This window comes from Streptomyces sp. NPDC043867 (assembly GCF_056435845.1).
The window spans coordinates 165,499-187,000 of the sequence record NZ_JBWKDS010000001.1; the positions used below are offsets into that span (position 1 = coordinate 165,499).

A 21,502-nucleotide genomic window follows, 5' to 3' on the forward strand; every position below is an offset into this window, starting at 1 on the left:
GGGGGGGAGGGGTGGCAGGGGGGGAGGGGGACGAACCCCCCGGGTGCGTCCGGGGACAACGGGGGCCCCCCCCCCCCGTGTGGGGCAGCTTCCCCCCTCGGTGCCGAGCCGGGACGTCAGCCCGCGAGGATCTCGCGCGCCAGCTTCGCCGTCTCGGTCGGCGTCTTGCCGACCTTGACGCCGGCGGCCTCGAGGGCCTCCTTCTTCGCGGCGGCCGTGCCGGAGGAACCGGAGACGATGGCGCCGGCGTGGCCCATCGTCTTGCCCTCGGGCGCGGTGAAGCCCGCGACGTAGCCGACGACCGGCTTCGAGACGTTGGCCTTGATGAAGTCGGCCGCACGCTCCTCGGCGTCGCCGCCGATCTCACCGATCATCACGATCAGGTCGGTGTCGGGGTCTGCCTCGAACGCGGCGAGCGCGTCGATGTGCGTCGTGCCGATGACCGGGTCGCCACCGATGCCGACGGCGGACGAGAAGCCGATGTCACGCAGCTCGTACATCATCTGGTACGTCAGCGTGCCGGACTTCGAGACCAGACCGATGCGGCCCGGCTTCGTGATGTCGCCCGGGATGATGCCGGCGTTGGACTGGCCCGGCGTGATGAGTCCGGGGCAGTTCGGGCCGATGATGCGGGTCTTGTTGCCCTTGGCCTTCGCGTACGCCCAGAAGGCGGCGGAGTCGTGGACCGCGATGCCCTCGGTGATGACGACCGCGAGGGGGATCTCCGCGTCGATCGCCTCGACGACGGCGGCCTTGGCGAAGGCCGGCGGCACGAAGAGGACGGACACGTTGGCGCCGGTCTTCTCCATCGCCTCGGCGACCGTGCCGAAGACCGGGATCTCGGTGCCGTCGATGTCGACGGACGTGCCGGCCTTGCGCGGGTTCACGCCGCCGACGATGTTCGTGCCGTCGGCCAGCATGAGCTTGGTGTGCTTCATGCCCGTGGCACCGGTCATGCCCTGGACGATGACCTTGCTGTCCTTGTTGAGGAAGATAGCCATGGTGGTCTGGTCCTCTATCCCTTACTTCGCGGCCGCGAGCTCGGCGGCCTTGTCGGCCGCGCCGTCCATGGTGTCCACGCGCTGGACCAGCGGGTGGTTGGCGTCCGACAGGATCTTGCGACCCAGCTCCGCGTTGTTGCCGTCGAGACGGACGACCAGCGGCTTGGTGACTTCCTCGCCCTTGTCGGCGAGCAGCTGCAGCGCCTGGACGATGCCGTTGGCGACCTCGTCGCACGCGGTGATGCCGCCGAAGACGTTGACGAACACGGACTTGACGTCCGGGTCGCCGAGGATGATCTCCAGGCCGTTCGCCATGACCTGCGCGGAGGCGCCGCCGCCGATGTCGAGGAAGTTGGCGGGCTTCACGCCGCCGTGGGCCTCACCGGCGTACGCGACGACGTCGAGGGTCGACATGACCAGACCCGCGCCGTTGCCGATGATGCCGACCTCGCCGTCGAGCTTGACGTAGTTGAGGTTCTTGGCCTTGGCCGCGGCCTCGAGCGGGTCGGCCGCGTCCTTGTCCTCGAGCGCCTCGTGCTCCGGCTGGCGGAACTCGGCGTTGGCGTCCAGGGACACCTTGCCGTCGAGGGCCAGGATGTCGCCGGAGGCGACCTTGGCCAGCGGGTTCACCTCGACGAGGAGGGCGTCCTCGGCGACGAAGGTGTCCCAGAGGGTCACGAGGACCTCGGCGACCTTCTCGGCGACCTCGGCCGGGAACTTGGCCTGGGCGACGATCTCGCGGGCCTTCTCGATCGAGACGCCCTCGTTGGAGTCGACCGGGACCTTCGCGAGGGCCTCGGGGGTCTTCTCCGCGACCTCCTCGATGTCCATGCCGCCCTGCACCGAGGCCATGGCCAGGAAGGTGCGGTTGGTGCGGTCGAGGAGGTACGAGACGTAGTACTCCTCGAGGATCTCGGGGGCCGTCTCGGCGATCATCACCTTGTGGACCGTGTGGCCCTTGATGTCCATCCCGAGGATGTCCGTCGCCCGGGCGACGGCCTCGTCCGGGGTGGCGGCCAGCTTCACGCCACCGGCCTTGCCGCGGCCTCCCACCTTCACCTGGGCCTTGACGACGGACTTGCCGCCAAGACGCTCGGTCGCCTCGCGGGCTGCCTCAGGCGTGTCAATGACTTCACCGGCCAGCACCGGTACACCGTGCTTGGCGAAGAGGTCCCTCGCCTGGTACTCGAACAGGTCCACGCGCGTCCGTCCCTATCAGTGATCTCGCGGTTCGTTGTCTGCGTGGGCGTGCCGCGAAGGGCAACGTGACGTCCGCTGTCACAAGGGTGGCGCACACGGTGTCCGAGCGCGCGGCATGTCCGTCCCGCAGGTTATCGCCGCACGCCGTGGGTCCCTAAATCGCAGATCACACCTGAGCGGTGATACCTGTCACAGATCCCCTAGAAAGCGGGACCTCACCGGGCTGGGGTTGGCCCGGTGAGGTCCCTGGGAGGGCCTCCACCGGATGTGGAGGCCCCGGCCTCTCGACGGTGCCGAGAGGCCCGGCTCGCAGGTCCCCACCCCAATGGGGACCGTGCGGGCCTGGCCGCGGGGGTCTCGGTGGACGGACCGACGGTTTTCGGCCGTCCGGGGCTTACGCCCCCGCGGAGTCGGTGGAACGCCTGACGACTGCCTGACTGCCCTGCCCCGGCGTTCTGCCACGGGGCGGGCGTCGCTGTCGGACGTGGCGCTTCGGCTTCGGTTCGGATCGGCCCGGCCCGGCCTCTTACGGGACCGGCGTGCCGAGGCATCCGAATGAGTCCTGGGCGCCTTGGGCGTCTTGGGGGTGTCCCGCGGAGGGTTCGGCGCGGGGCTCAAGGCCTCGTGCGGGTACGGGTACGGGTACGGAGGGACGCCCGGAGGGCGGGCAGGCCCGTTCCGTCCCCGCGCGGTCGGCCGCCGCGGAGAGAAGTGCCGCCCTAGCCGGGGAACTCGCGGATGTCCCGGTGCCTGTCCCGGGTTCCGGCCGCCGTGACGGTCGCGGCGGCGCCGGGCACGAGCCGCAGCGGTGCCCGGTGGTCCGGGGTGACGGCGGCGTGCGGGTCGCCGTGGCGCGGCGCGCCGCTGTCGGCCGCCGACCGGTCGGCCAGCGCGTCGGCCGGGTCGCCGCCGGGCGCCTGATGCGAAGGCCGCGTCTGCGCGGTCCGCACGCCGACGGCGTGCGGACGCTGCCGGTGCTGCCCGTGCGCGCCCTCGGCCGCCGCCCCGGTCCACGCGGGCCTCGGCCCGTACGCGAGAGCCGGCCCGGCGTTCGTAGCGCCGGCTCGGTGCCCCGCCGTGTCCGGCCGGGGCGTGGCGGTGGTGTCCGGCTCCTGCGGGGAGGCGGGGGCCGGCAGGACCTGGCCCGCGCTCGGCAGCCCGGGCGACTCCGGCGACTCCGGTGACTCGGGGACCCCGGGGACCGACGGCAGAGAGGGCGCGGACGGGACCGACGGGAGAGAGGGGAGAGACGGAAGGGAGGGAACGGACGGGAGGGAGGGGAGCGGCGGCTGCGCGGGCCACTGCGGGAGCTGCACCGGGGCCTCGCCCAGCCCCTCGACGACCGCCCCGACCACGGTCCCCACGAGGTCACCCAAGGGCCGCACTGTCTGCGCGACCGGCCGCACAGCGGTGTGGGTGACGGGGCGCAGGACGTGGTCCGTGACGGGGCGTACGAGTACGTCGGTCGCCGGGCGTACGCGTGCGTCGGTCGCGGGGCGTACGCGTGCGTCGGTCGCCGGGTGCGCGAGCGGGTCGGTCACGGGGCGGAGGCCCCTGCCCGTGACCGTGGGTCCGGGCCGGCCGATGGGTGCCGAGGGCACAGGCCGCCCGGCGGTCGCGTAGGGCAACGTCCTTGGCTCGATGCGTGCGGCGTCGGGCTGCCGGGTGCCGGTCCAGGGGCCGGCGCCCGTGACGGCCGAGGCCGACGGGCCGGCGCCCGGGACTCCCGTGACCGGGAGGGCGGTGGCCTCACCGGAGTGCGCGCCCTGGTCCGAACGCCCGGCCGCCTCCCTCAGGGAGCTCCTGACGGCGTGTTCGACCCGGCTCCCGGCCGAGTCGGCGCCCTCACGCAGGGACTCGACCGTTGCGTGGACCGGCCGCATGACACCCACGGGGGCCGGCCGTACGACACCCACGGGGGCCGGCGAGGCCGCGTCCGCCGCCTGCGCCTGCTGCCCGCCGAGCGCCCCCAGCGCGAACAACCCGCTCACCAGCAGGCCCAGTTGCAACGCACGCCGCCCGGCCGCCGTGCGCATCACGCGCAGAGCGGCACCGGGGAAGGGCGGTGCGACTGACAGGGCCAAGACGGCGAGCGCTCCCGTGCGGCGGAACTGGGCAGAATCCGGCGGCACTGTGCAGGACATGAAGCACACACCACTGAATTCGAAGAAGGTGCCGATACTCGCACGGGACCGCGGAGGTTGCGCAAGCCCCCTGTTACCGATGGGTATACATGACCGGTATCAGGCTCTCCTCACGTGTTGTCCGGTATCGGCAACGGCCGTTTCTCGATCGCCGCCGCCATCACGTCGGGGAACAGGTCGGGCGTGCAGGCGAACGCCGGTGCTCCGAGGGCCGCGAGCGCGGCCGCGTGCTCCCGGTCGTACGCGGGCGCCCCCTCGTCGGACAGCGCCAGCAGCGTCACGAACTGCACGCCCGACGCCTTCATCGCGGCGACCCGCTTCAGCATCTCGTCCCGTATGCCTCCCTCGTACAGGTCGCTGATCAGCACGACCACCGTGTCCGCCGGCCGGGTGATCTGCGACTGGCAGTACGCCAGCGCCCTGTTGATGTCCGTACCGCCGCCGAGCTGGGTGCCGAAGAGGACGTCCACCGGGTCGTCCAACTGGTCGGTGAGGTCGACGACGGCCGTGTCGAACACGACGAGCCGGGTGGCGATGGACCGCATGGACGCGAGAACGGCCCCGAACACGGACGCGTAGACGACGGACGCCGCCATCGACCCCGACTGGTCGATGCAGAGGACGACCTCCTTCTTCACGGACTGGGACGCCCGCCCGTAGCCGATCAGCCGCTCGGGCACGATCGTGCGGTACTCGGGCAGGTAGTGCTTGAGATTGGCCGCGATGGTGCGGTTCCAGTCGATGTCGTGGTGGCGGGGCCTGCTGATCCGGGCGCTGCGGTCGAGCGCGCCGCTGAGCGTGGCCCGGGTGCGGGTGGCGAGCCGCTTCTCCAGATCCTCGACGACCTTGCGTACGACGGCCCTCGCCGTCTCCTTCGTCGTCTCGGGCATGGCCTTGTTCAGCGAGAGCAGGGTGCCCACGAGGTGGACGTCGGCCTCCACCGCCTCCAGCATCTCCGGTTCGAGGAGCAGCGTGGCCAGCCCGAGCCGGTCGATGGCGTCCCGCTGCATGACCTGGACGACGGAGGAGGGGAAGTACGTCCGGATGTCCCCGAGCCACCGCGCGACGGACGGCGCCGACGCTCCGAGCCCCGCCCCGCGCTCCCGCCCCGACCGCGCGCTGTCCCCTTTCCCGTACAGCGCGGCGAGCGCTCCGTCCATCGCCGCGTCCTGACCGGTGAGCGTGCAGCCGGTGCCGTCCGCGGCTTCCCCTCCCAGGACGAGCCGCCACCGCCGCAGCCGTTCGTCGGCGCCGGTCCCCGCGCCGGCCCCGGAACGGCCGCCCGCGTCCGCGCCGTTCGTCACTCCCGCGGCCATCAGGCCACCCCCCTGAGGTCGTCGTCATCGCCGCCGGAGCCACCGGCGGAGCCGGCGCCCTCGCATGAGGTACCGGCGTCGATCGAACCGCCGGTGCCCGGCGGACCGTCGGCTTCCCCGAAGCCCAGCAGCAGGCGCAGCACCGGCAGTACGGCGTCCGCGCGCTCCGCGTCGAGGCCGGCCGCGAACCCGGGTACCGCCGAGGCGGTCGCGGAGACCCGCGCCCCCGGTCCTGGCCCGCGCCGCACCAGTTCGCCGAGCGTCCGGCGCACGCCCGTCTCGTACGCCGAGAACGTGCGCCGCAGCAGCGGCAGTACGTCCGTGAACGCGTCGGCCGGTACCCCCGTCAGCCACGCGTCCACCAGCCCCAGGAGCCGTTCGTCGTGCACGAGCAGCATTCCGCCGCCCGAGCCGCCGCCGACGAACCCCTCGATCCACGCCGCCGCGTCGCCCGGCGGCGTCCCCGGGGACAGCACCAGCCCCATGAGCCGGGCGGCCTCGTCCTGCTCCAGTTCCCCGCCGTCCAGCAGCAGCCGGACGGCGCGGCCCCGGATCACCCCCGGCACGGTGTCCCGCCCCGAGAGCACCCGCAGCACCGAGTGCCAGCGGTCCCGGACGCGGCCCTGGTCCCGTGTCCCTCCCGGTTCCGCCGCCTCGCGCGCCGCGGCCTGTGCCTCCGCCAGCAGACCCACGGCTCCGTGGACCGCGTCCACATGGCGCCGCATCTCCTCGGCGGCGTCGGTGTCGAGTGCCGCGCAGGCAGGGGGCAGCCCGACGAAGATGCGCTCGGCGAGCCCCGCCGCGACGTCGGTGAGGGCCTGGGTGCCCGTGCCGCGCACATCGCCGTAGCGCAGGGAACGGACCAGGGCGGGGAGTGCCTGGGCCAGATGACCGACGTCCGCGTCGAGGGCGGCACGGTCGGCGAGGACGCGCATCACCGCGGGCAGCGCGTCCGGCAGCTCGGCGAGCAGGCAACGTTCGGCGAGTGCCGTGACGTCGGCCAGGGAACCCGCGGCGACGGCGTCCGATGCGGCCCTGGCGGTCGCCGCGGACAGGACGGTCGTGCCCCACCCCCCGGCCTCGGCCACCCGCACGGACAGCTCCGGCTCCCACCGCAGCCGCCAGGTCTCCCGGAAGGTGCCCGTACTCCCCCGCGACACGGCGGGCTCGCCCCAGCCGACGCCGAGGAGCCGCAGCCGGTGCAGCAGCCGGCTGCGCGCGGCGTCGGTCTCCTTGCGCAGGTCGAGCTCCAGCTCCCGCTCCAGCGGCTCCGGCTTGATCCGCAGCCGCCGCTGGAGCCGGGTGAGGTCGCGCTGCAGCGGCACCGCGGGCGCGGACTCCGGCACCTCCCCGAGGACGTCCCCGACGACCAGGCGGTCGTGCACGAGCGCGAGCGGCACGTCCGAGCCCTCGCACATCACGGCGCGCACGGCGTCGGTGGTCTCGGTCAGCCCCGGCAGCGGTCGGCCACGCATCGCGGCGAGCGTGTCCGCCAGTCGCACGGCCTCGATGACGTGCGCGGAGGACACCATGCGGTCCTCGTCGCGCAGCAGGCCGGCCACCTTCGTCATCCAGCGCTCGACCGGGCGGTCCCGGACGCGGAAGAGGTGCCCGTACCAGCCGGGCGAGTTGATGCCCGCTCCGTACCCGCCGGCCCGGGACAGCCGGCGGTGCGTCCACGGCACCCACGTCATGTCGGCCTTGACCTTGGGCAGCCCCTTCAGCAGGGCGCGGTCGGCGGTGACGGTGTGCTTCTCACGCAGGGCCGGCACGTGCCACGCCCCGCACACCACGGCCACGTCGTCCCCGAACTCCCGCTGTGCGGACCGCAGCTGGAGCCGCATGTGCGCCTCCCGCACCGGGTCCCGGTCGTGACCGCCGATCCCGTACGCCTCGCGCAGTGCGGTCATGGCCTCGGCCAGCACGGCGAAGGGCGCGTACACGTCGGTTCCGGCTCCGCCCCGGTGCTCCACCACGTCCTCCCACCAACGCTCGGGGTCGTCGTAGCCGGCGGTCTCCGCGAGCACGGCCAGGGGGTCGACGCGCAGGGCGTCGGTGCCGGACCCGGCCTCGGCCTCAGCCTCGGCAGCCGCGTCGTCCGGCTCCCTGTCCTGCCTCCCCCACGCCAGCGTGTGTGCCGCCGGGAGGTCGATGAAACGGGCCGGGACCCCGTGCTCCACGGCCCAGCGGATCGCCACCCACTCCGGTGAGAACTCGGCGAGCGGCCAGAACGCCGACCGTCCGGGCTCGTCCACGGCGTGGGCGAGGAGCGCGACGGGCGGTCGCAGGTCCGCGTCGGCGGCGAACGGGATCAGCGCGTCGGCCTCCGGCGGCCCCTCGATCAGCACCGTCCGGGGCCGGGCCTCGTCCAGCACGGCCCGCACCGCCCGCGCCGACCCCGGCCCGTGATGCCGCACCCCCAGCAGCAGCGGCCCCCGCCCCCGGCCCGAGAGCCCACCACCTCGCCCACCCGCCGGCCCACCACCCCGCGATCCCGCCGGCCCGCCTCCCCCTCCTGCGGAGGCACCTGTCTCCGGGATCACGGAGGCCATGCCGTCCGGCGCCACGGAGGCGCCCGCTCCGGCCGAGGCACCCGCGTCCGGCTCGTCCTCCCCGGCCCCCCTCGGCGGCCCGCCCGGCACGCTCACGCGCTCACCTCCCGGCACGCCCGGTAGAAGTCCTTCCAGCCGTCCCGCTCACGGACGACCGCTTCGAGGTACTCCTGCCAGATGACCCGGTCGGCGGCCGGATCGCGGACGACGGCGCCGAGGATGCCGGCGGCCACGTCGCTCGGGCGCAGGACGCCGTCGCCGAAGTGGGCCGCGAGGGCCAGACCGTTGGTGACGACGGAGATCGCCTCGGCGGTGGACAGCGTGCCGCTCGGGGACTTCAGCTTCGTCCGCCCGTCCGCCGTGACGCCGTCGCGCAGCTCACGGAAGACCGTGACGACGCGGCGGATCTCGTCGATGCCCTCGGGCGCGGCCGGCAGGTCGAGGGAGCGGCCGATCTGGTCGACGCGCCGCGACACGATGTCGACCTCGGCGTCGGCGCTCTCCGGCAGCGGCAGCACCACCGTGTTGAAACGGCGGCGCAGGGCACTGGACAGCTCGTTCACCCCGCGGTCCCGGTCGTTGGCCGTGGCGATCAGGTTGAAGCCGCGGACGGCCTGCACCTCCTGCCCCAGCTCCGGTATCGGCAGGATCTTCTCCGACAGGATCGTGATCAGCGTGTCCTGGACGTCGGCCGGGATCCGGGTCAGCTCCTCGACACGGGCCGTCATGCCCTCGGCCATGGCCCGCATCACGGGGCTCGGCACCAGTGCGTCGCGGCTGGGGCCGTGCGCGAGCAGCTGCGCGTAGTTCCAGCCGTAGCGGATGGCTTCTTCCGGGGTCCCCGCCGTGCCCTGGACGAGCAGCGTCGAGTCGCCGCTGACGGCCGCGGCGAGGTGCTCGGACACCCACGTCTTGGCGGTGCCCGGCACGCCGAGCAGGAGCAGGGCCCGGTCGGTGGCGAGCGTGGTGACGGCGACCTCGACGATGCGGCGCGGGCCCACGTACTTGGGTGTGACGACCGTGCCGTCCGGCAGGGTGCCGCCCAGCAGATACGTCGCGACGGCCCACGGTGACATCCGCCAGCGGGCGGGCCGCGGCCGGTCGTCCTGCGCGGCCAGCGCGGCGAGTTCGGCGGCGAAGGCGGTCTCGGCATGCGGCCGCAGCACCTCGCCCGCCTCCTCCGCGGGCCGCCCCGCGAGCTTCCCCGCGGGCGGATTGATGGACGACGGGTCAACGGACACGGACATGGCTCGGTCCCCCTCCAGCTCGGCCGGTTCGATCTGGTTCCACCGTGCACCACGCCACTGACAATGCGCTCTGACCTGCGCGGATACCGTCGGCAGGATCGATTGTCAGTGGCGGGATCTACCGTCGTTGTCATGACTCAGCAGGGGGTGCGCTGGACGGCGGATCAGGTGCTGGCACTGGCACCTGACCTCGCGTCACGCAAGGCGGGGAGCAGGCTCGGGACGGCCGGACCGTGGTCGGAGGCGGGCAGGTCGGGCGAGGGGGCGGTGTGGGGACTGTGCAAGGGCAGTGGCAGCAGGCCGTATCAGACGGTCGTCGACCTCGCGGGCTCCATCGGGCCCGCGTACAGATGCAGTTGCCCGAGCCGGAAGTTCCCGTGCAAGCACGCGCTGGGGCTGCTGCTGCTCTGGGCCGCCGAGGACGGCGCGGTGCCGCCGGGGCAGGCACCGGACTGGGCGGAGCAGTGGCTGGAGGGGAGGAGAAGGCGCGCGGACGAGAAGCGGGCGGAGGGGACGTCCGGTTCCCCGGCCGCGGGGGATCCGGAGGCGGCGCGGCGCCGCGCGGAGCGCCGGGCAGAGCGGATCACCGCGGGGGCGGCGGAGCTGGAGCAGCGGCTGACCGATCTGCTGCGCGGCGGCCTGGCCCGGGCCGAGCAGGCGGGGTACGGGATGTGGGAGGAGACGGCGGCCCGCATGGTCGACGCGCAGGCGCCCGGGCTGGCGGCGCGGGTGCGGGAGTTGGGGGCGATCCCGGCGTCCGGCCCGGGGTGGCCGGTGCGGCTGCTGGAGGAGTGCGCGCTGCTCCATCTGCTGGACCAGGGGTGGCTGCGCCGCGAGCGGCTGCCGGACGGGCTTGCGGCCACGGTCCGTTTTCGGGTGGGGCTGCCGGGCTCCGCCGACGGTCCGCCGGTGCGGGACCACTGGCTGGTCCTCGCCCAGTACGACACGGCTGACAGCACCCTCACCACCCGCCGCATCTGGCTGCACGGCGCCGGGTCCGGCCGCACCGCGCTGCTCCTCTCCTACGGGCCGGCGGGCCGCGCACCCGAGCTGGCGCTGCCGGTGGGGCTGGCCTTCGAGGCGGAGCTCTCGGCGTACACGGGTGACGGCCGGCTGCGGGCGGCGCTGGGTGAGCGGTTCACGGCCCCCGCGCCCACGGACATACGCCCGTCGGGCATGACCACGCCCGAGGCCACCGCCCGTTACGGCGAGGCCCTGCGGTCCGACCCCTGGCTGGACTCCTACCCGGTGACGCTGGGCCGGGTCGTACCGACCCCGGCCGGTGATTCCTGGCAACTGGCCGACGCCGAGGGCGATCTGGCGCTGCCGGTGGCGCCGTCCGCCGTTTCCCGCCCGGGGCTGTGGCGCCTGGCCGCGCTCTCCGGCGGCGCACCGGTCACCGTCTTCGGCGAGTGCGGCCACCGCGGCTTCACGCCCCTGACGGCCTGGCCTCAGGGCCGGGGAGAGGCGGTGCCCCTGTGCTGACGACATATCTCTCCCCGCCCGCGACGGACCGGCCACCGAAAGGACGCTCATGAACAGCACGGCCGCTTCTTCCGGCGCGCCCGCCGGTGACGCCTGGGAGGAGCTCGTCACCTCGGCGCTGCTCGGGACCGACCGGCGTATGCCCCCGGGGTGGGCGCCGGGACGGGAGGCACCGGCGGCCCTGCTGGACGCGGCGGCCGTGGAGACCGTGCGGCGCCGGGCCGGGCTGCGCCCCGCGCGAGCTGCCGCCCGGCCCGAACCGGCGGCGCGGGACCCCCGTCCGCCCCTGCCGCCCGCCGCGGCGCGACGGCTCGCGATGCTGCTGGCGGACCGGTCCGGTGCGGGGTCGGGCGGTCGCCGTGGTTCGGCGCCCGACCTGATGGAGCTGCTGCCGCAGTGGCTGGCTCTGGCGAACGCACGCGGTTTCGCCCCGCCGCCGCAGGCGCTGCCCGCGCTGCTGGACGCCGCCCGGGGCCGTACCGACCTGCGGCCCGCCGCGCTGGCCTTCGCGGGTCCGCGCGCGCTGTGGCTGGCGCGGCTCAACCCGGACTGGCGGTTCGCGCTGCGCGCCGCGCCCGGCGGCGGTGCGTCACTGCCGGGGCCCGGGGAGCCGGAGCGGATACGGGAGTTGTGGGAGGAGGGGCTGTTCGCCGAGCGGGTCGCGCTCCTGTCGGCGATCCGGGCGCAGGACGCGGCGACGGCCCGCGAGTTGCTGGCGACGACGTGGGCGACGGAGCGGGCGGAGGACCGTCTGATGTTCCTCGACTCGCTGCGGACGGGCCTGGGCGCCGCGGACGAGCCGTTCCTGGAGCGGGCGCTGGCCGACCGGAGCCGCAACGTGCGGGCCACGGCGGCGGAGCTGCTGTCCGCGCTGCCCGCGTCGGCGCTCGCCGCGCGGATGGCGGACCGCGCCGGTTCCTGCGTCGCGCTGGACCGTACGCGGAGTGTGCCGGCGATCGTGGTGGAGGCACCCCACCAGTGCGACGCGGGCATGGAGCGCGACGGAGTGGTGCCCAAACCGCCGGCGGGCCGGGGGGAACGGTCCTGGTGGTTCGGCCAGTTGGTGGAGGCCGCGCCGCTCGGGACGTGGCCCCGCCGCCTCGGGGGGCGTACGCCGGAGGAGATCGTGGCGCTGCCGGTGACGGACGACTGGCAGGCGGAGCTGCACGGGGCGTGGTGCCGGGCGGCCGTGCGGCAGCGGGACCCCGACTGGTCGCGGGCGCTTCTCGGCGCGCCGTCCGCCCCGGAGGCCGGCGGTCCGGGCGCGGTGTCGCTGGCGGAGCGGGCGAAACTGCTCGCGACGCTGGGCGCCGCCGAGCGGGCCGGGTGGGTGGCGCGGTTCATCGCCACCCACGGGCTGTCCGAGGCGTTTCAGCTGCTCGGTGTGTGCGCGGTGCCGTGGAGCGAGCCGCTCGGACGGGCCGTCGTGGACGCGCTGAACATCGCGCGGGACGCGGGCAGCTATCCGTGGAGTTTCAGCGGGGTGATGGGGCTGGCCGAGCGGTGCCTGGATCCGGGGGAGGCGGGGCGTCTGGAGGGCCTCACCGCGATCCCGGACGAGCCGGAGGACGCCTCCCCGGGGGCAGGTGGTTACTGGGCCGAGGCCTTCCAGCGCCTCACCACCACCCTGCGGCTGCGAGCCACCCTGGCGGCCGAGCTCACGGAGCCGCTCCCCTGACCGGGCACCCCGCGGCCGGCTCCGGGCACCCGCACCCGGCACCGGCGCCCGGCGCACCCCAGCGGAGCCCGCGCCCGGCGCCAGGGACGCGACGGTGCGTCCAGGGCTCGCGCAGGTTGTCGAAGACGGCACTCCGCACCCGGGCATCCGCCATCCCGCCCGGGAAGCGCTACGCCCCCGCGGGCTGCCGCACGTTGGCCCGTACCCAGTTCACGATCGACGCCGTCGTCGCGCCCGGCGTGAAGATCTCCGCGACACCCTTCTCCTTGAGGGGCGCGATGTCCGCCTCGGGGATGATGCCGCCGCCGAAGACCTTGATGTCCTCGGCCTCACGCTCCTTGAGCAGGGAGATCACGGCCGCGAAGAGCGTGTTGTGGGCGCCGGACAGGATGGAGAGACCGATCGCGTCGGCATCCTCCTGGATCGCCGTGTCCACGATCTGCTCCGGGGTCTGGTGCAGTCCCGTGTAGATGACCTCCATACCGGCGTCGCGCAGCGCACGCGCGATCACCTTGGCCCCGCGATCGTGGCCGTCGAGCCCCGGCTTGGCCACCACCACGCGGATCGGACCGGCTGCCACACCCATCACTGCCTCCATGAACCGACTACACAACCCGGTGCCCCGCGCCGCACGGACCGGGGAAGTGAACGAACGTTATCGCCAGCATCCCGCACCCGGCAGTTTCACGGTGGAGACCGAGGGGGAAATCACACGTGGGACACGTTCGCCGCGCTCGTCTCGGATTTCCGCGGCACACGCGCCGCGGGGACCTCCGGGGACCTGCGGCACACGCCGCGGAGGGGTGCGCGCGACAGGAGAGCCGGCTCGAGTCGCCGCACCACGGCGCCGCGAGCGGGGCGCGGCGGGGGCCACAGGCCACCACCGGCTCACCGCACCACGGCTTTCCACGAGGGCACACGGGGGACAGAGGCGTCCTCCGGCGTGCCGACGGGAGGTCGGCCATGAAGGCCACCTGGGCAGTGCAACCCCTTCTTCCTCTCTGCCGGCGCATCCTCCCCGGCAGGCTGGCCGGACTCTCGACGGCTCTCCTCAAGGCGACGGCCCTGGAGATCACGATCCTCGCCGGACATCTGCTCCTCTATCCGTCCGGCATCGCCCAGGAGCGCCGGGCCGCCCCGCCGCTCCCGCCGCCGGACACCGCCACGCTGCCGGGCGACACCAAGCCCCCGGTGGTGCTGCTGCACGGGTTCATCGACAACCGCTCGGTCTTCGTGCTGCTGCGGCGCAGCCTCGCCCAGCACGGCAGGCAGCGTGTCGAGTCGCTCAACTACTCCCCGCTCACGTGTGACATCCGCACCGCCGCCGAGCTGCTGGGGCGGCACGTGGAGGAGATCTGCGAGCGCACGGGCCACGCGCGGGTGGACATCGTCGGGCACAGCCTCGGCGGCCTGATCGCGCGCTACTACGTGCAGCGCCTCGGCGGGGACCACCGTGTGCGCACACTCGTCACGCTCGGCACGCCGCATTCGGGCACCCGGGTCGCTCCGCTGATGAACGCCCACCCGATCGTCCGCCAGATGCGCCCCGACTCGCCCGTGATCGGCGAACTGCGGCTGCCCGCGCCGGGCTGCCGTACGCGTTTCGTGGGCTTCTGGAGCGATCTCGACCAGCTGATGGACCCGCTGGAGACGGCCTGCGTCGACCATCCGGACCTGCTCGGGCAGAACGTGCGGGTGAGCGGCGTCGGACATCTCGCACTTCCCGTCCACCCCGCGGTCGCGGCCGGGATACGCCAGGCGCTCGACATCGAGGAGACGGAAGCTCCCGCGGCGGGCCGGGCCGAGGGCCTGACAGTCGCCTGATATCGAACGTTCATCGAACGCCAGGCCAAGCTCGTGCCCGCAGTCCCCCGAAACACGGCCGAATGCCCGTTTCCCGCCAGCACGAAACCTGCCGAAGATTGTCGCGCCCGCGTACCGCCGGGTACAGTCGCCGCACTGCTCTGCCAGCCCCTGTTGTCGAGGCGAAAGAGAAGTTGGTGAACGACCGTCACCCGTCGGGGACCGTTAACCCCCCGGCTCCGGCTCCCGATGCCGCCGAGGCGCACCATGCGCCGTACGGCCACCAGGACGCCCCGTACGGCGACTTCACCATGTACGACGGGTACCCCGCCACCGGATTTCAATCAGGGGGCGGCAGTTACGAGACCGCGAGTTTCGCGACCGACCCGCTCTTCGGTGACATGCCGGGCTCCGACCCGGGCGCGTCCACCGGTTCGTACGACACCACGCAGTGGTCCGCCGAGGGCGATTCCTCCCCCCTCACGGGCGCACACCAGGCGACACCGGGCCTCGACCCGTACGCGGCGCAGCACCAGGCCACGTACGACACCGGCGGTTACGACACCACCGACTGGGCCGGCGGCTACCAGCAACTCGGCGGTATTCCCGCGCAGTCGCAGGGTCAGGACGCCACCGGCCGGTGGGACGCGGCCGCCTGGAACCAGGCCGAGCCCGCCCACCCCCTCGACCAGGGTGACCACACCCAGCAGTGGGGCACGCAGCCGCTCGACACGGGTGCGTACGACGCCACCCAATGGAACAGTGACGGCGGCCAGGACGCGTACGAGACGTACGACCGGGCCGCTTCGTCCTCGCAGGCGTACGACCAGCCGCAGGCCGTGCCCTTCGACCAGCAGGCGACCGCCACCTTCGAGCAGGTGCCGTACGACCAAGCAGGCCGCCCTGCCGACGAGTTCGACGCGGGCGACGGCGAGGACGGCCAGGAACCGCAGTCGCTGCTTCTCGACGGTGTCGAGGAGACCGCCCAGGAAGCGGCCGGGCCCGTTCCCGGTTCGCGTTCGGCATCACGCGCCGGGAGCCGTTCGCGGCGCCGCGCACCGGCCAGGCGTTCCGCCCTGCTGACGGTGGCCGTGCCCTCGGCGTGCGTGATGGGCGTCGCGGGGATCGCCGCCGCCTCCGTCGTGAGCGTGAGCGCGGACGACAACACCGAGACGACGGCCGCCGCTCCGGAGAAGACGTCCGTGAAGCCGTCCGCCGCGAACAACCAGCTGGACACCCAGCTCGCGAACCTCTCCGCCGACGCCGACGACTTCGCCGACCGGGCGAGCCGGACGCAGGAACGTATCGACCTGAAGGCCGAGCAGGAGGCGAAGAGGAAGAAGGCGGCGGAGGACGCGGCCCGCAAGGAGCGGCTGCGCCCCAAGTTCTCGCTGCCGGTCGCACAGAAGGGGCTCAGCGCCTACTACGGGCAGTCGGGCATCAACTGGATGTCCGTGCACACGGGCATCGACTTCCCGGTCTCCTACGGCACGACGGTGATGGCCGCGACCGACGGCACCGTACGGACGCAGTGGAACAGCGCGTACGGGAACATGGCGATCGTGACCGCCAAGGACGGTACGGAGACCTGGTACTGCCACCTCTCCACGTACAAGGTCCCGTCGGGGACCGTCGTGAAGGCCGGTGACCCGATCGCGTTCTCCGGGAACTCCGGCAACTCGACCGGGCCGCACCTGCACTTCGAGGTCCGTCCGGCGGGCGGCTCGGCGATCGACCCGCTGTCGTGGCTGCGCAGCCACAGCATCGACCCCACCTGAGCCCCGCCCGCTCCGCGTCCCCCGAGCCCCAACCTCCCGCGTCCGCTGAAGCGCACCCTTCGGGCACCCCTCTGCGCCGCACCGATCCCGCGCGGCCGCCCCCCGTCCGGCGGGCCCGGGCGGTGAGGCCCGGGCCGGACCCGTGGACGCCGGGCGCGCCAGGTTTCCCTACAGCTTCTCGACAGGCGCGTACCGCAGCAGCAGCCGCTTCGGCTTCGGTTCGCCGAAGTCGACCGTGGCCTCGGCGTTGGCGCCGGTGCCCTTCACGCCGACGACCGTGCCGAGGCCGAACTGGTCGTGGGTGACCCGGTCGCCGACGGCCAGGGAGACCACCGGCTTCTCGGCGACACCGCGGCGCGTCGCGAAGCCGGACGCGCCTGAGGCCGCGGACCGCGAACGCGACGAGGAGAGCGAGGCCGCCACACCCGAGACGGGACCCGCGGCCACCGGGCCCATGCCTCCCGTGCGCTTCCAGTCCAGATGCGCGTCCGGGATCTCCTCCAGGAAGCGGGACGGCGGGTTGTACGAAGGCTGGCCCCAGGCGCTGCGCATGGAGGAACGCGTCAGGTACAGCCGCTCCCGCGCGCGCGTGATGCCGACGTACGCGAGGCGCCGCTCCTCCTCCAGCTCCTTGGTCTCGCCGAGCGCGCGCATGTGCGGGAAGACGCCGTCCTCCATGCCGGTGAGGAAGACGACCGGGAACTCCAGGCCCTTGGCGGTGTGCAGGGTCATCAGGGTGATGACGCCGTTGCCGTCCTCCTCGTCGGGGATCTGGTCGGAGTCGGCGACGAGGGCGACACGCTCCAGGAACTCGGCGAGGGTGCCGGCGGTCTCGACCTCACCGGCCTCCTGCTCGAACTCCAGTGCCACGGCGGCGAGTTCCTGGAGGTTCTCGATCCGGGTCTCGTCCTGCGGGTCCGTCGAGGCCTGCAACTCGGCGAGATAGCCGGTGCGTTCGAGGACGGCCTCCAGGACCGTCGCCGGGCCGGCGCCGGACTCGACGACCGTCCGCAGGTCCTCCATCAGCGTGTTGAACCGCTTGACGGCGTTCGTCGAGCGGGCCGCCATGCCGTATGCCTCGTCGACACGGCGCAGTGCCTGCGGGAAGCTGATCTTCTCCCGCTGGGCGAGGGCGTCGATCATGGCTTCCGCCCGGTCCCCGATGCCGCGCTTGGGCACGTTCATGATGCGGCGCAGCGGGACCGAGTCCTCCGGGTTCGACAGCACGCGCAGGTACGCGAGGACGTCGCGGACCTCCTTGCGCTCGTAGAAGCGGACGCCGCCGACGACCTTGTACGGCAGGCCGACGCGGATGAAGACCTCTTCGAACACACGGGACTGGGCGTTCGTACGGTAGAAGACGGCCATGTCTCCCGCCTTGGCCTCGCCCGCGTCCGTGAGGCGGTCTATCTCGTCGGCGACGAACTGGGCCTCGTCGTGCTCGGTGTCGGCGACGTAGCCGGTGATCCGCGCGCCCGCGCCCGCGTTGGTCCACAGGTTCTTGGGGCGGCGGGACTCGTTGCGCTCGATGACCGCGTTCGCGGCGCTCAGGATCGTCTGGGTGGAGCGGTAGTTCTGCTCCAGCAGGATCGTCGTCGCGTCCGGGTAGTCCTCCTCGAACTGGAGGATGTTGCGGATCGTCGCGCCTCGGAAGGCGTAGATCGACTGGTCGGCGTCACCCACGACGCACAGCTCGGCCGGCGGCAGGTCGTCCTCGCCCGGCGGCACGTCCACCGGGTGCTCGCCGGTGCCGACGAGCTCGCGGACGAGGGCGTACTGCGCGTGGTTGGTGTCCTGGTACTCGTCGACGAGGACATGCCGGAAGCGGCGGCGGTAGTGCTCGGCCACGTCCGGGAAGGCGCGCAGCAGATTGACCGTCGTCATGATCAGGTCGTCGAAGTCGAGCGCGTTGGCCTCGCGCAGCCGCGACTGGTAGAGCGCGTAGGCCTGAGCGAGGGTCTCCTCGAAACCTCCCCCCGACTCCGTCCGGGAGGTGCCTCCGGCGGCCTGGGCGGCGAAGTCCTCCTCGTCGATCAGCTCGTTCTTCAGGTTCGAGACCTTGGCGCTGAACGACTTGGGCGGGTAGCGCTTCGGGTCGAGGTCCAGGTCGCGGCAGACCAGGGCCATGAGGCGCTTGGAGTCTGCGGCGTCGTAGATCGAGAACGAGGACGTGAAGCCGAGCCGCTTCGACTCGCGGCGCAGGATGCGGACGCACGCACTGTGGAAGGTCATCACCCACATCGCGTTCGCGCGCGGGCCGACCAGCTGCTCGACGCGTTCCTTCATCTCGCCCGCGGCCTTGTTCGTGAAGGTGATCGCGAGGATCTGGCCGGGGTGCACGTGCCGCTCGCCCAGCAGATACGCGATGCGGTGCGTGAGCACGCGGGTCTTGCCCGACCCGGCGCCGGCCACGATGAGCAGCGGGGAACCGGCGTGCGCCACGGCCGCGCGCTGGTTCTCGTTCAGCCCGTCCAGCAGCGCCGCCGGGTCCACGGCGGGGCGCGCCGCACCGTCGCGGTAGTACGCGTCCCGGCTCGGGGGCACGTCGAAACGGCCGCCGAACAGGTCGTCCGGAAGCTGCTCCGGCGTCCCGTCCTCGGGCGGCGGCGGGGGCTCTTCCCCGTGGGCCCCGGAGGGCTTGAGGTCCGCCAGGAAGCTGTCGTCAAAGAGGCTGCTCATCGCCTTCCGAGTCTAGGCCGCCCCACTGACAGCCCGTGGCCACGTCGGGAACTCCACCGGTCCCCCGGAAGCGGACGGACCGCCTCCGGTGCCGTGCCGGAGGCCGCCCGCCGGACGCGTTCCCCCTGCCTGGAGCCCGCCGCCCGGCCCCGCCTCGCCCTCCGGATCCGTGCCGTCACCTCGGGTGACCGGCGCGGACGAGACGCACGCCACGTCACGCGGACCGCGGACCGCGGAGACCGTCCGGACACCGAGTCGGCCGGTGGCGCGGAGCGGCCCCCGAAAAGAAGGTCACGAAAACGTATCGGGCATATCGGCCATCAACCTTCACAGAAGCCACACGAGTTGGCTAACGTGCCGGTCAGGCCGCCCGACCCAACCGGCGAACGACGCCGGGCCGCGCGGCCTCCGCCGAATCCGGCGCGCCCGCACGGCGGCCGGAACCGGGGACCCACCGATCTTCGGGGTGAATCGGTCCGACCGCCTGTCCGGGCGAGGACCGTAGGGCAACCCTTCCGAACCACCCGCCCGAACCCGACAGCTAACCCGGTAGGCGGATCATGGAAGGAGTCGCCTCTCTTGGCGTCGCAACGCACAACGCGTCCCGCAGTGACGCGCGTAGCGGGCGCACGGGTCCCGGGTCTCGCCACGGCGGCCCTCACCTCCGTGGCCCTGCTCTCGCAGACCGCGAACGCCGCGCCCTCGGCCGATTCGAAGCCGAGCCGCGAGGAAGTCCAGAAGAAGGTGGACGACCTCTATCACCAGGCCGGGACGGCCACCCAGCGGTACAACGCGGCCAGGGAGAAGAGCTCCAAGCAGCGCACACGGGACGACGCCCCCCGCGACGGCGTGGCCGGCCGCACCGAGAGGCCCGACACCGCGCGTACGGAACCGGTTCCGTACGCCGTCACCCTGTCCCGCACCGGAGCCGCCGTCTCCGGCACCGCGCCCCTCCCGCCGGCCGGCCACACCGCCGAGCAGGCGGCGACGGTGCTGAAGGGGACCGAGGCCGCCGGGGGGCTGGCGAAACCGGCCGTCCCGCAGCGGACGCTGAAGTCGGCCAAGGCGCAGGTGCAGCGGAAACTCGCCGTCGCCCGCGGACTGCTCGCGCAGTTCACCGCCGCGGAGCAAGCGCGGCTCACGGCGGTCGAGGAGCGGCAGCGGGAGGCCGCGGAGCGCAGGACCGAGGAGCCGGCCCGGCAGCAGACCGCACAGGAGAAGCAGCGCCCGGAGGTGCCCGCCCGGCAGGACCCGGGCTCCCCGGCCGACGGCCCGGGCGGCACGGCGGACGCCCCCTCGTACGCCACCGCGGCCGGCACGGTGCTCGCCACGGACGACCCCTCGTACGCCACCACGGCCGGCACGGTGCTCGCCACGGACGACCCGTCCTGCGTCACCACGGCCGGCAAGGTGCTCGCCTACGCCCGGGCGCAGATCGGCAAGCCGTACGTCTGGGGCGCCATGGGCCCGGACTCGTACGACTGCTCGGGTCTCACGCGGGCCGCGTGGATGGCCGCCGGCGTCTTTCTGCCCCGCACCACCCGGGACCAGGCCGGCGCGGGCACCAGTGTCCCGCTCTCCGAGATCGCCCCCGGTGACCTGGTGTTCCTCGACGACGGCAGCAGCCACGTCGGGCTCTACGCCGGCCACGGGATGATGATCCACGCCCCGAGGCCGGGCGCCTACGTCCGCGAGGAGCCGCTCCACCACGGCGGCGAGTCGCCGATCCACAGCGTGGTGCGCCCGGCGTGAGGGCGGGACCGCGTCAGGCGTGACGCGGTGTCCGGCGTGATCCCCCGGTCACGCCGGGCACCGGCCGACGGCGGTCCGAGAAGGCTCACGGCCTCAGGTCCAGAGCACCGCGATGAAGATGTTCGCCATGGTCAGCAGGCCGACCGCGGCGAAGGCGCCCTTCTCGACCTTCTCCTCGTCGCGCTTCACGTAGACGAGACCGAGGATCACGATCAGCAGGGCCAGCTTCACGCCGAGCTTGATGTTGTCGAGCGCGTTGTCGTCGGCCTGGTTGAGGCCGACCAGTACGACGCCGGTGACCAGCATGGTGAGCGCGCCGTGCAGCATCGCGGGGACGAACCGGGCGGTGCCCCGGCCCATCGCCTTCAGCTGGGTGAGGAAGCCGCCGAGCAGAGCGGCGATCCCGATGATGTGCAGGCCGACGAAGAGATGGATGAGTACGTCCATGGGGCCGGAGCCTAATCGGGCGCCCCGGCGTCCCCCCGCACCGGCCTCCCCCGACCGGCCTGCCCCGGCCCCGGCCCCCTGCCCACCCGGGCCCAGCCTGCCCATCCGGGGCGCCTGGGGCATCCGGGGCCACCGGAGCCACCGGAGCCACCGGAGCCACCGGGTGGGCTCATAGCACCCGGGCCTCCCCCGCCACCCGGACAACCGCCGCATCGGTCAGTACTCGGCGTCGAGCCGACGCCCGCGGCCCGAAATCGCGGTCGCATACGGTCACCCGGCGGTCCACTCCCGCCACTTCCGCACATGCCGTCACGGCCCCCGCCCGCCCGCGTTTAGCGTCCTCCCCCAGGTGACCGGCTCTCCACCGCCGCCCGGGCCAGGGGCGGCACCGGCCACTTCCGCCGAAAGGTCCGGCGGCGG

The 21,502-nt window shown here is 73.4% G+C and carries 14 protein-coding genes and 1 riboswitch; of the genes, 5 read left to right on the top strand and 9 right to left on the bottom strand.

Going from position 1 to position 21,502, the window contains the following annotated elements:
- Window positions 1-116 precede the first annotated feature (116 nt).
- The 6 genes from sucD to AC069T_RS00920 all read right to left on the bottom strand — a co-directional run bounded on the left by sucD (window position 117) and on the right by AC069T_RS00920 (window position 9,460).
- Window positions 117-1,001, bottom strand: coding sequence for a succinate--CoA ligase subunit alpha (gene sucD, locus AC069T_RS00895; RefSeq protein WP_355794457.1), 885 nt, complete (start codon window positions 999-1,001; stop codon window positions 117-119).
- A gap of 21 nt (window positions 1,002-1,022) precedes the next feature.
- Window positions 1,023-2,201: an ADP-forming succinate--CoA ligase subunit beta gene (gene sucC / locus AC069T_RS00900; RefSeq protein WP_121405576.1), complete on the bottom strand. Its 1,179-nt coding sequence runs from the start codon at window positions 2,199-2,201 to the stop codon at window positions 1,023-1,025.
- A 719-nt stretch (window positions 2,202-2,920) separates the two neighbouring features.
- Window positions 2,921-4,285 (bottom strand): DNA polymerase III subunit gamma/tau domain-containing protein, encoded by a 1,365-nt coding sequence (locus AC069T_RS00905; RefSeq protein ID WP_478780681.1) that lies wholly within the window; start codon window positions 4,283-4,285, stop codon window positions 2,921-2,923.
- A gap of 170 nt (window positions 4,286-4,455) precedes the next feature.
- Window positions 4,456-5,661: a VWA domain-containing protein gene (locus AC069T_RS00910; RefSeq protein WP_478780682.1), complete on the bottom strand. Its 1,206-nt coding sequence runs from the start codon at window positions 5,659-5,661 to the stop codon at window positions 4,456-4,458.
- Window positions 5,661-8,213 carry a DUF5682 family protein gene (locus tag AC069T_RS00915; RefSeq protein WP_478780835.1) on the bottom strand — a complete coding sequence of 851 codons (2,553 nt, stop codon included), beginning with the start codon at window positions 8,211-8,213 and terminating at the stop codon, window positions 5,661-5,663. The genes AC069T_RS00910 and AC069T_RS00915 overlap by 1 nt, the downstream gene beginning before the upstream one ends.
- 92 nt (window positions 8,214-8,305) lie before the next feature.
- On the bottom strand, window positions 8,306-9,460 hold the full coding sequence (locus AC069T_RS00920) for an ATP-binding protein (RefSeq protein WP_478780683.1): 1,155 nt from the start codon (window positions 9,458-9,460) through the stop codon (window positions 8,306-8,308).
- Between the two features lie 132 nt (window positions 9,461-9,592).
- Between AC069T_RS00920 and AC069T_RS00925 the strand changes: the two genes are divergently transcribed.
- Complete coding sequence (locus AC069T_RS00925) at window positions 9,593-10,945, top strand: SWIM zinc finger family protein (RefSeq protein ID WP_478780684.1); 1,353 nt, start codon at window positions 9,593-9,595, stop codon at window positions 10,943-10,945.
- Between the two features lie 49 nt (window positions 10,946-10,994).
- Window positions 10,995-12,623, top strand: coding sequence for a DUF5691 domain-containing protein (locus tag AC069T_RS00930; protein WP_478780685.1), 1,629 nt, complete (start codon window positions 10,995-10,997; stop codon window positions 12,621-12,623).
- 169 nt (window positions 12,624-12,792) lie between these two features.
- Here AC069T_RS00930 and AC069T_RS00935 read toward each other — a convergent pair whose 3' ends face one another.
- On the bottom strand, window positions 12,793-13,209 hold the full coding sequence (locus AC069T_RS00935; RefSeq protein WP_478780686.1) for a cobalamin B12-binding domain-containing protein: 417 nt from the start codon (window positions 13,207-13,209) through the stop codon (window positions 12,793-12,795).
- Window positions 13,210-13,586: 377 nt separating this feature from the next.
- On the opposite strand from AC069T_RS00935, the gene AC069T_RS00940 reads away from it, so the two are divergent.
- Complete coding sequence (locus AC069T_RS00940; RefSeq protein ID WP_478780687.1) at window positions 13,587-14,447, top strand: esterase/lipase family protein; 861 nt, start codon at window positions 13,587-13,589, stop codon at window positions 14,445-14,447.
- A 62-nt stretch (window positions 14,448-14,509) separates the two neighbouring features.
- Window positions 14,510-16,204, top strand: coding sequence for a M23 family metallopeptidase (locus tag AC069T_RS00945; protein WP_478780688.1), 1,695 nt, complete (start codon window positions 14,510-14,512; stop codon window positions 16,202-16,204).
- Between the two features lie 168 nt (window positions 16,205-16,372).
- Here the strand turns inward: AC069T_RS00945 and pcrA are convergent, their stop codons facing one another.
- Window positions 16,373-18,883 carry a DNA helicase PcrA gene (pcrA, locus tag AC069T_RS00950; protein WP_478780689.1) on the bottom strand — a complete coding sequence of 837 codons (2,511 nt, stop codon included), beginning with the start codon at window positions 18,881-18,883 and terminating at the stop codon, window positions 16,373-16,375.
- A gap of 399 nt (window positions 18,884-19,282) precedes the next feature.
- Window positions 19,283-19,454: riboswitch (cyclic di-AMP (ydaO/yuaA leader) on the top strand.
- Window positions 19,455-19,462: 8 nt separating this feature from the next.
- On the opposite strand from pcrA, the gene AC069T_RS00955 reads away from it, so the two are divergent.
- Window positions 19,463-20,635, top strand: coding sequence for a C40 family peptidase (locus AC069T_RS00955; RefSeq protein WP_478780690.1), 1,173 nt, complete (start codon window positions 19,463-19,465; stop codon window positions 20,633-20,635).
- 93 nt (window positions 20,636-20,728) lie between these two features.
- On the opposite strand, the gene AC069T_RS00960 is transcribed toward AC069T_RS00955, so the two are convergent.
- On the bottom strand, window positions 20,729-21,082 hold the full coding sequence (locus AC069T_RS00960; RefSeq protein WP_478780691.1) for a hypothetical protein: 354 nt from the start codon (window positions 21,080-21,082) through the stop codon (window positions 20,729-20,731).
- Between the last annotated feature and the right edge of the window lie 420 nt (window positions 21,083-21,502).

Coding starts and splice junctions, on each gene's coding strand:
- AC069T_RS00915 (WP_478780835.1), bottom strand. CDS start 8,213: ATGGCCTCCGTGATCCCGGAGACAGGTGCCTCCGCAGGAGGGGGAGGC.
- AC069T_RS00960 (WP_478780691.1), bottom strand. CDS start 21,082: ATGGACGTACTCATCCATCTCTTCGTCGGCCTGCACATCATCGGGATC.
- AC069T_RS00945 (WP_478780688.1), top strand. CDS start 14,510: ATGCCCGTTTCCCGCCAGCACGAAACCTGCCGAAGATTGTCGCGCCCG.
- AC069T_RS00910 (WP_478780682.1), bottom strand. CDS start 5,661: ATGGCCGCGGGAGTGACGAACGGCGCGGACGCGGGCGGCCGTTCCGGG.
- sucD (WP_355794457.1), bottom strand. CDS start 1,001: ATGGCTATCTTCCTCAACAAGGACAGCAAGGTCATCGTCCAGGGCATG.
- AC069T_RS00940 (WP_478780687.1), top strand. CDS start 13,587: ATGAAGGCCACCTGGGCAGTGCAACCCCTTCTTCCTCTCTGCCGGCGC.
- AC069T_RS00920 (WP_478780683.1), bottom strand. CDS start 9,460: ATGTCCGTGTCCGTTGACCCGTCGTCCATCAATCCGCCCGCGGGGAAG.
- AC069T_RS00925 (WP_478780684.1), top strand. CDS start 9,593: ATGACTCAGCAGGGGGTGCGCTGGACGGCGGATCAGGTGCTGGCACTG.
- AC069T_RS00930 (WP_478780685.1), top strand. CDS start 10,995: ATGAACAGCACGGCCGCTTCTTCCGGCGCGCCCGCCGGTGACGCCTGG.
- pcrA (WP_478780689.1), bottom strand. CDS start 18,883: ATGAGCAGCCTCTTTGACGACAGCTTCCTGGCGGACCTCAAGCCCTCC.
- AC069T_RS00935 (WP_478780686.1), bottom strand. CDS start 13,209: ATGGGTGTGGCAGCCGGTCCGATCCGCGTGGTGGTGGCCAAGCCGGGG.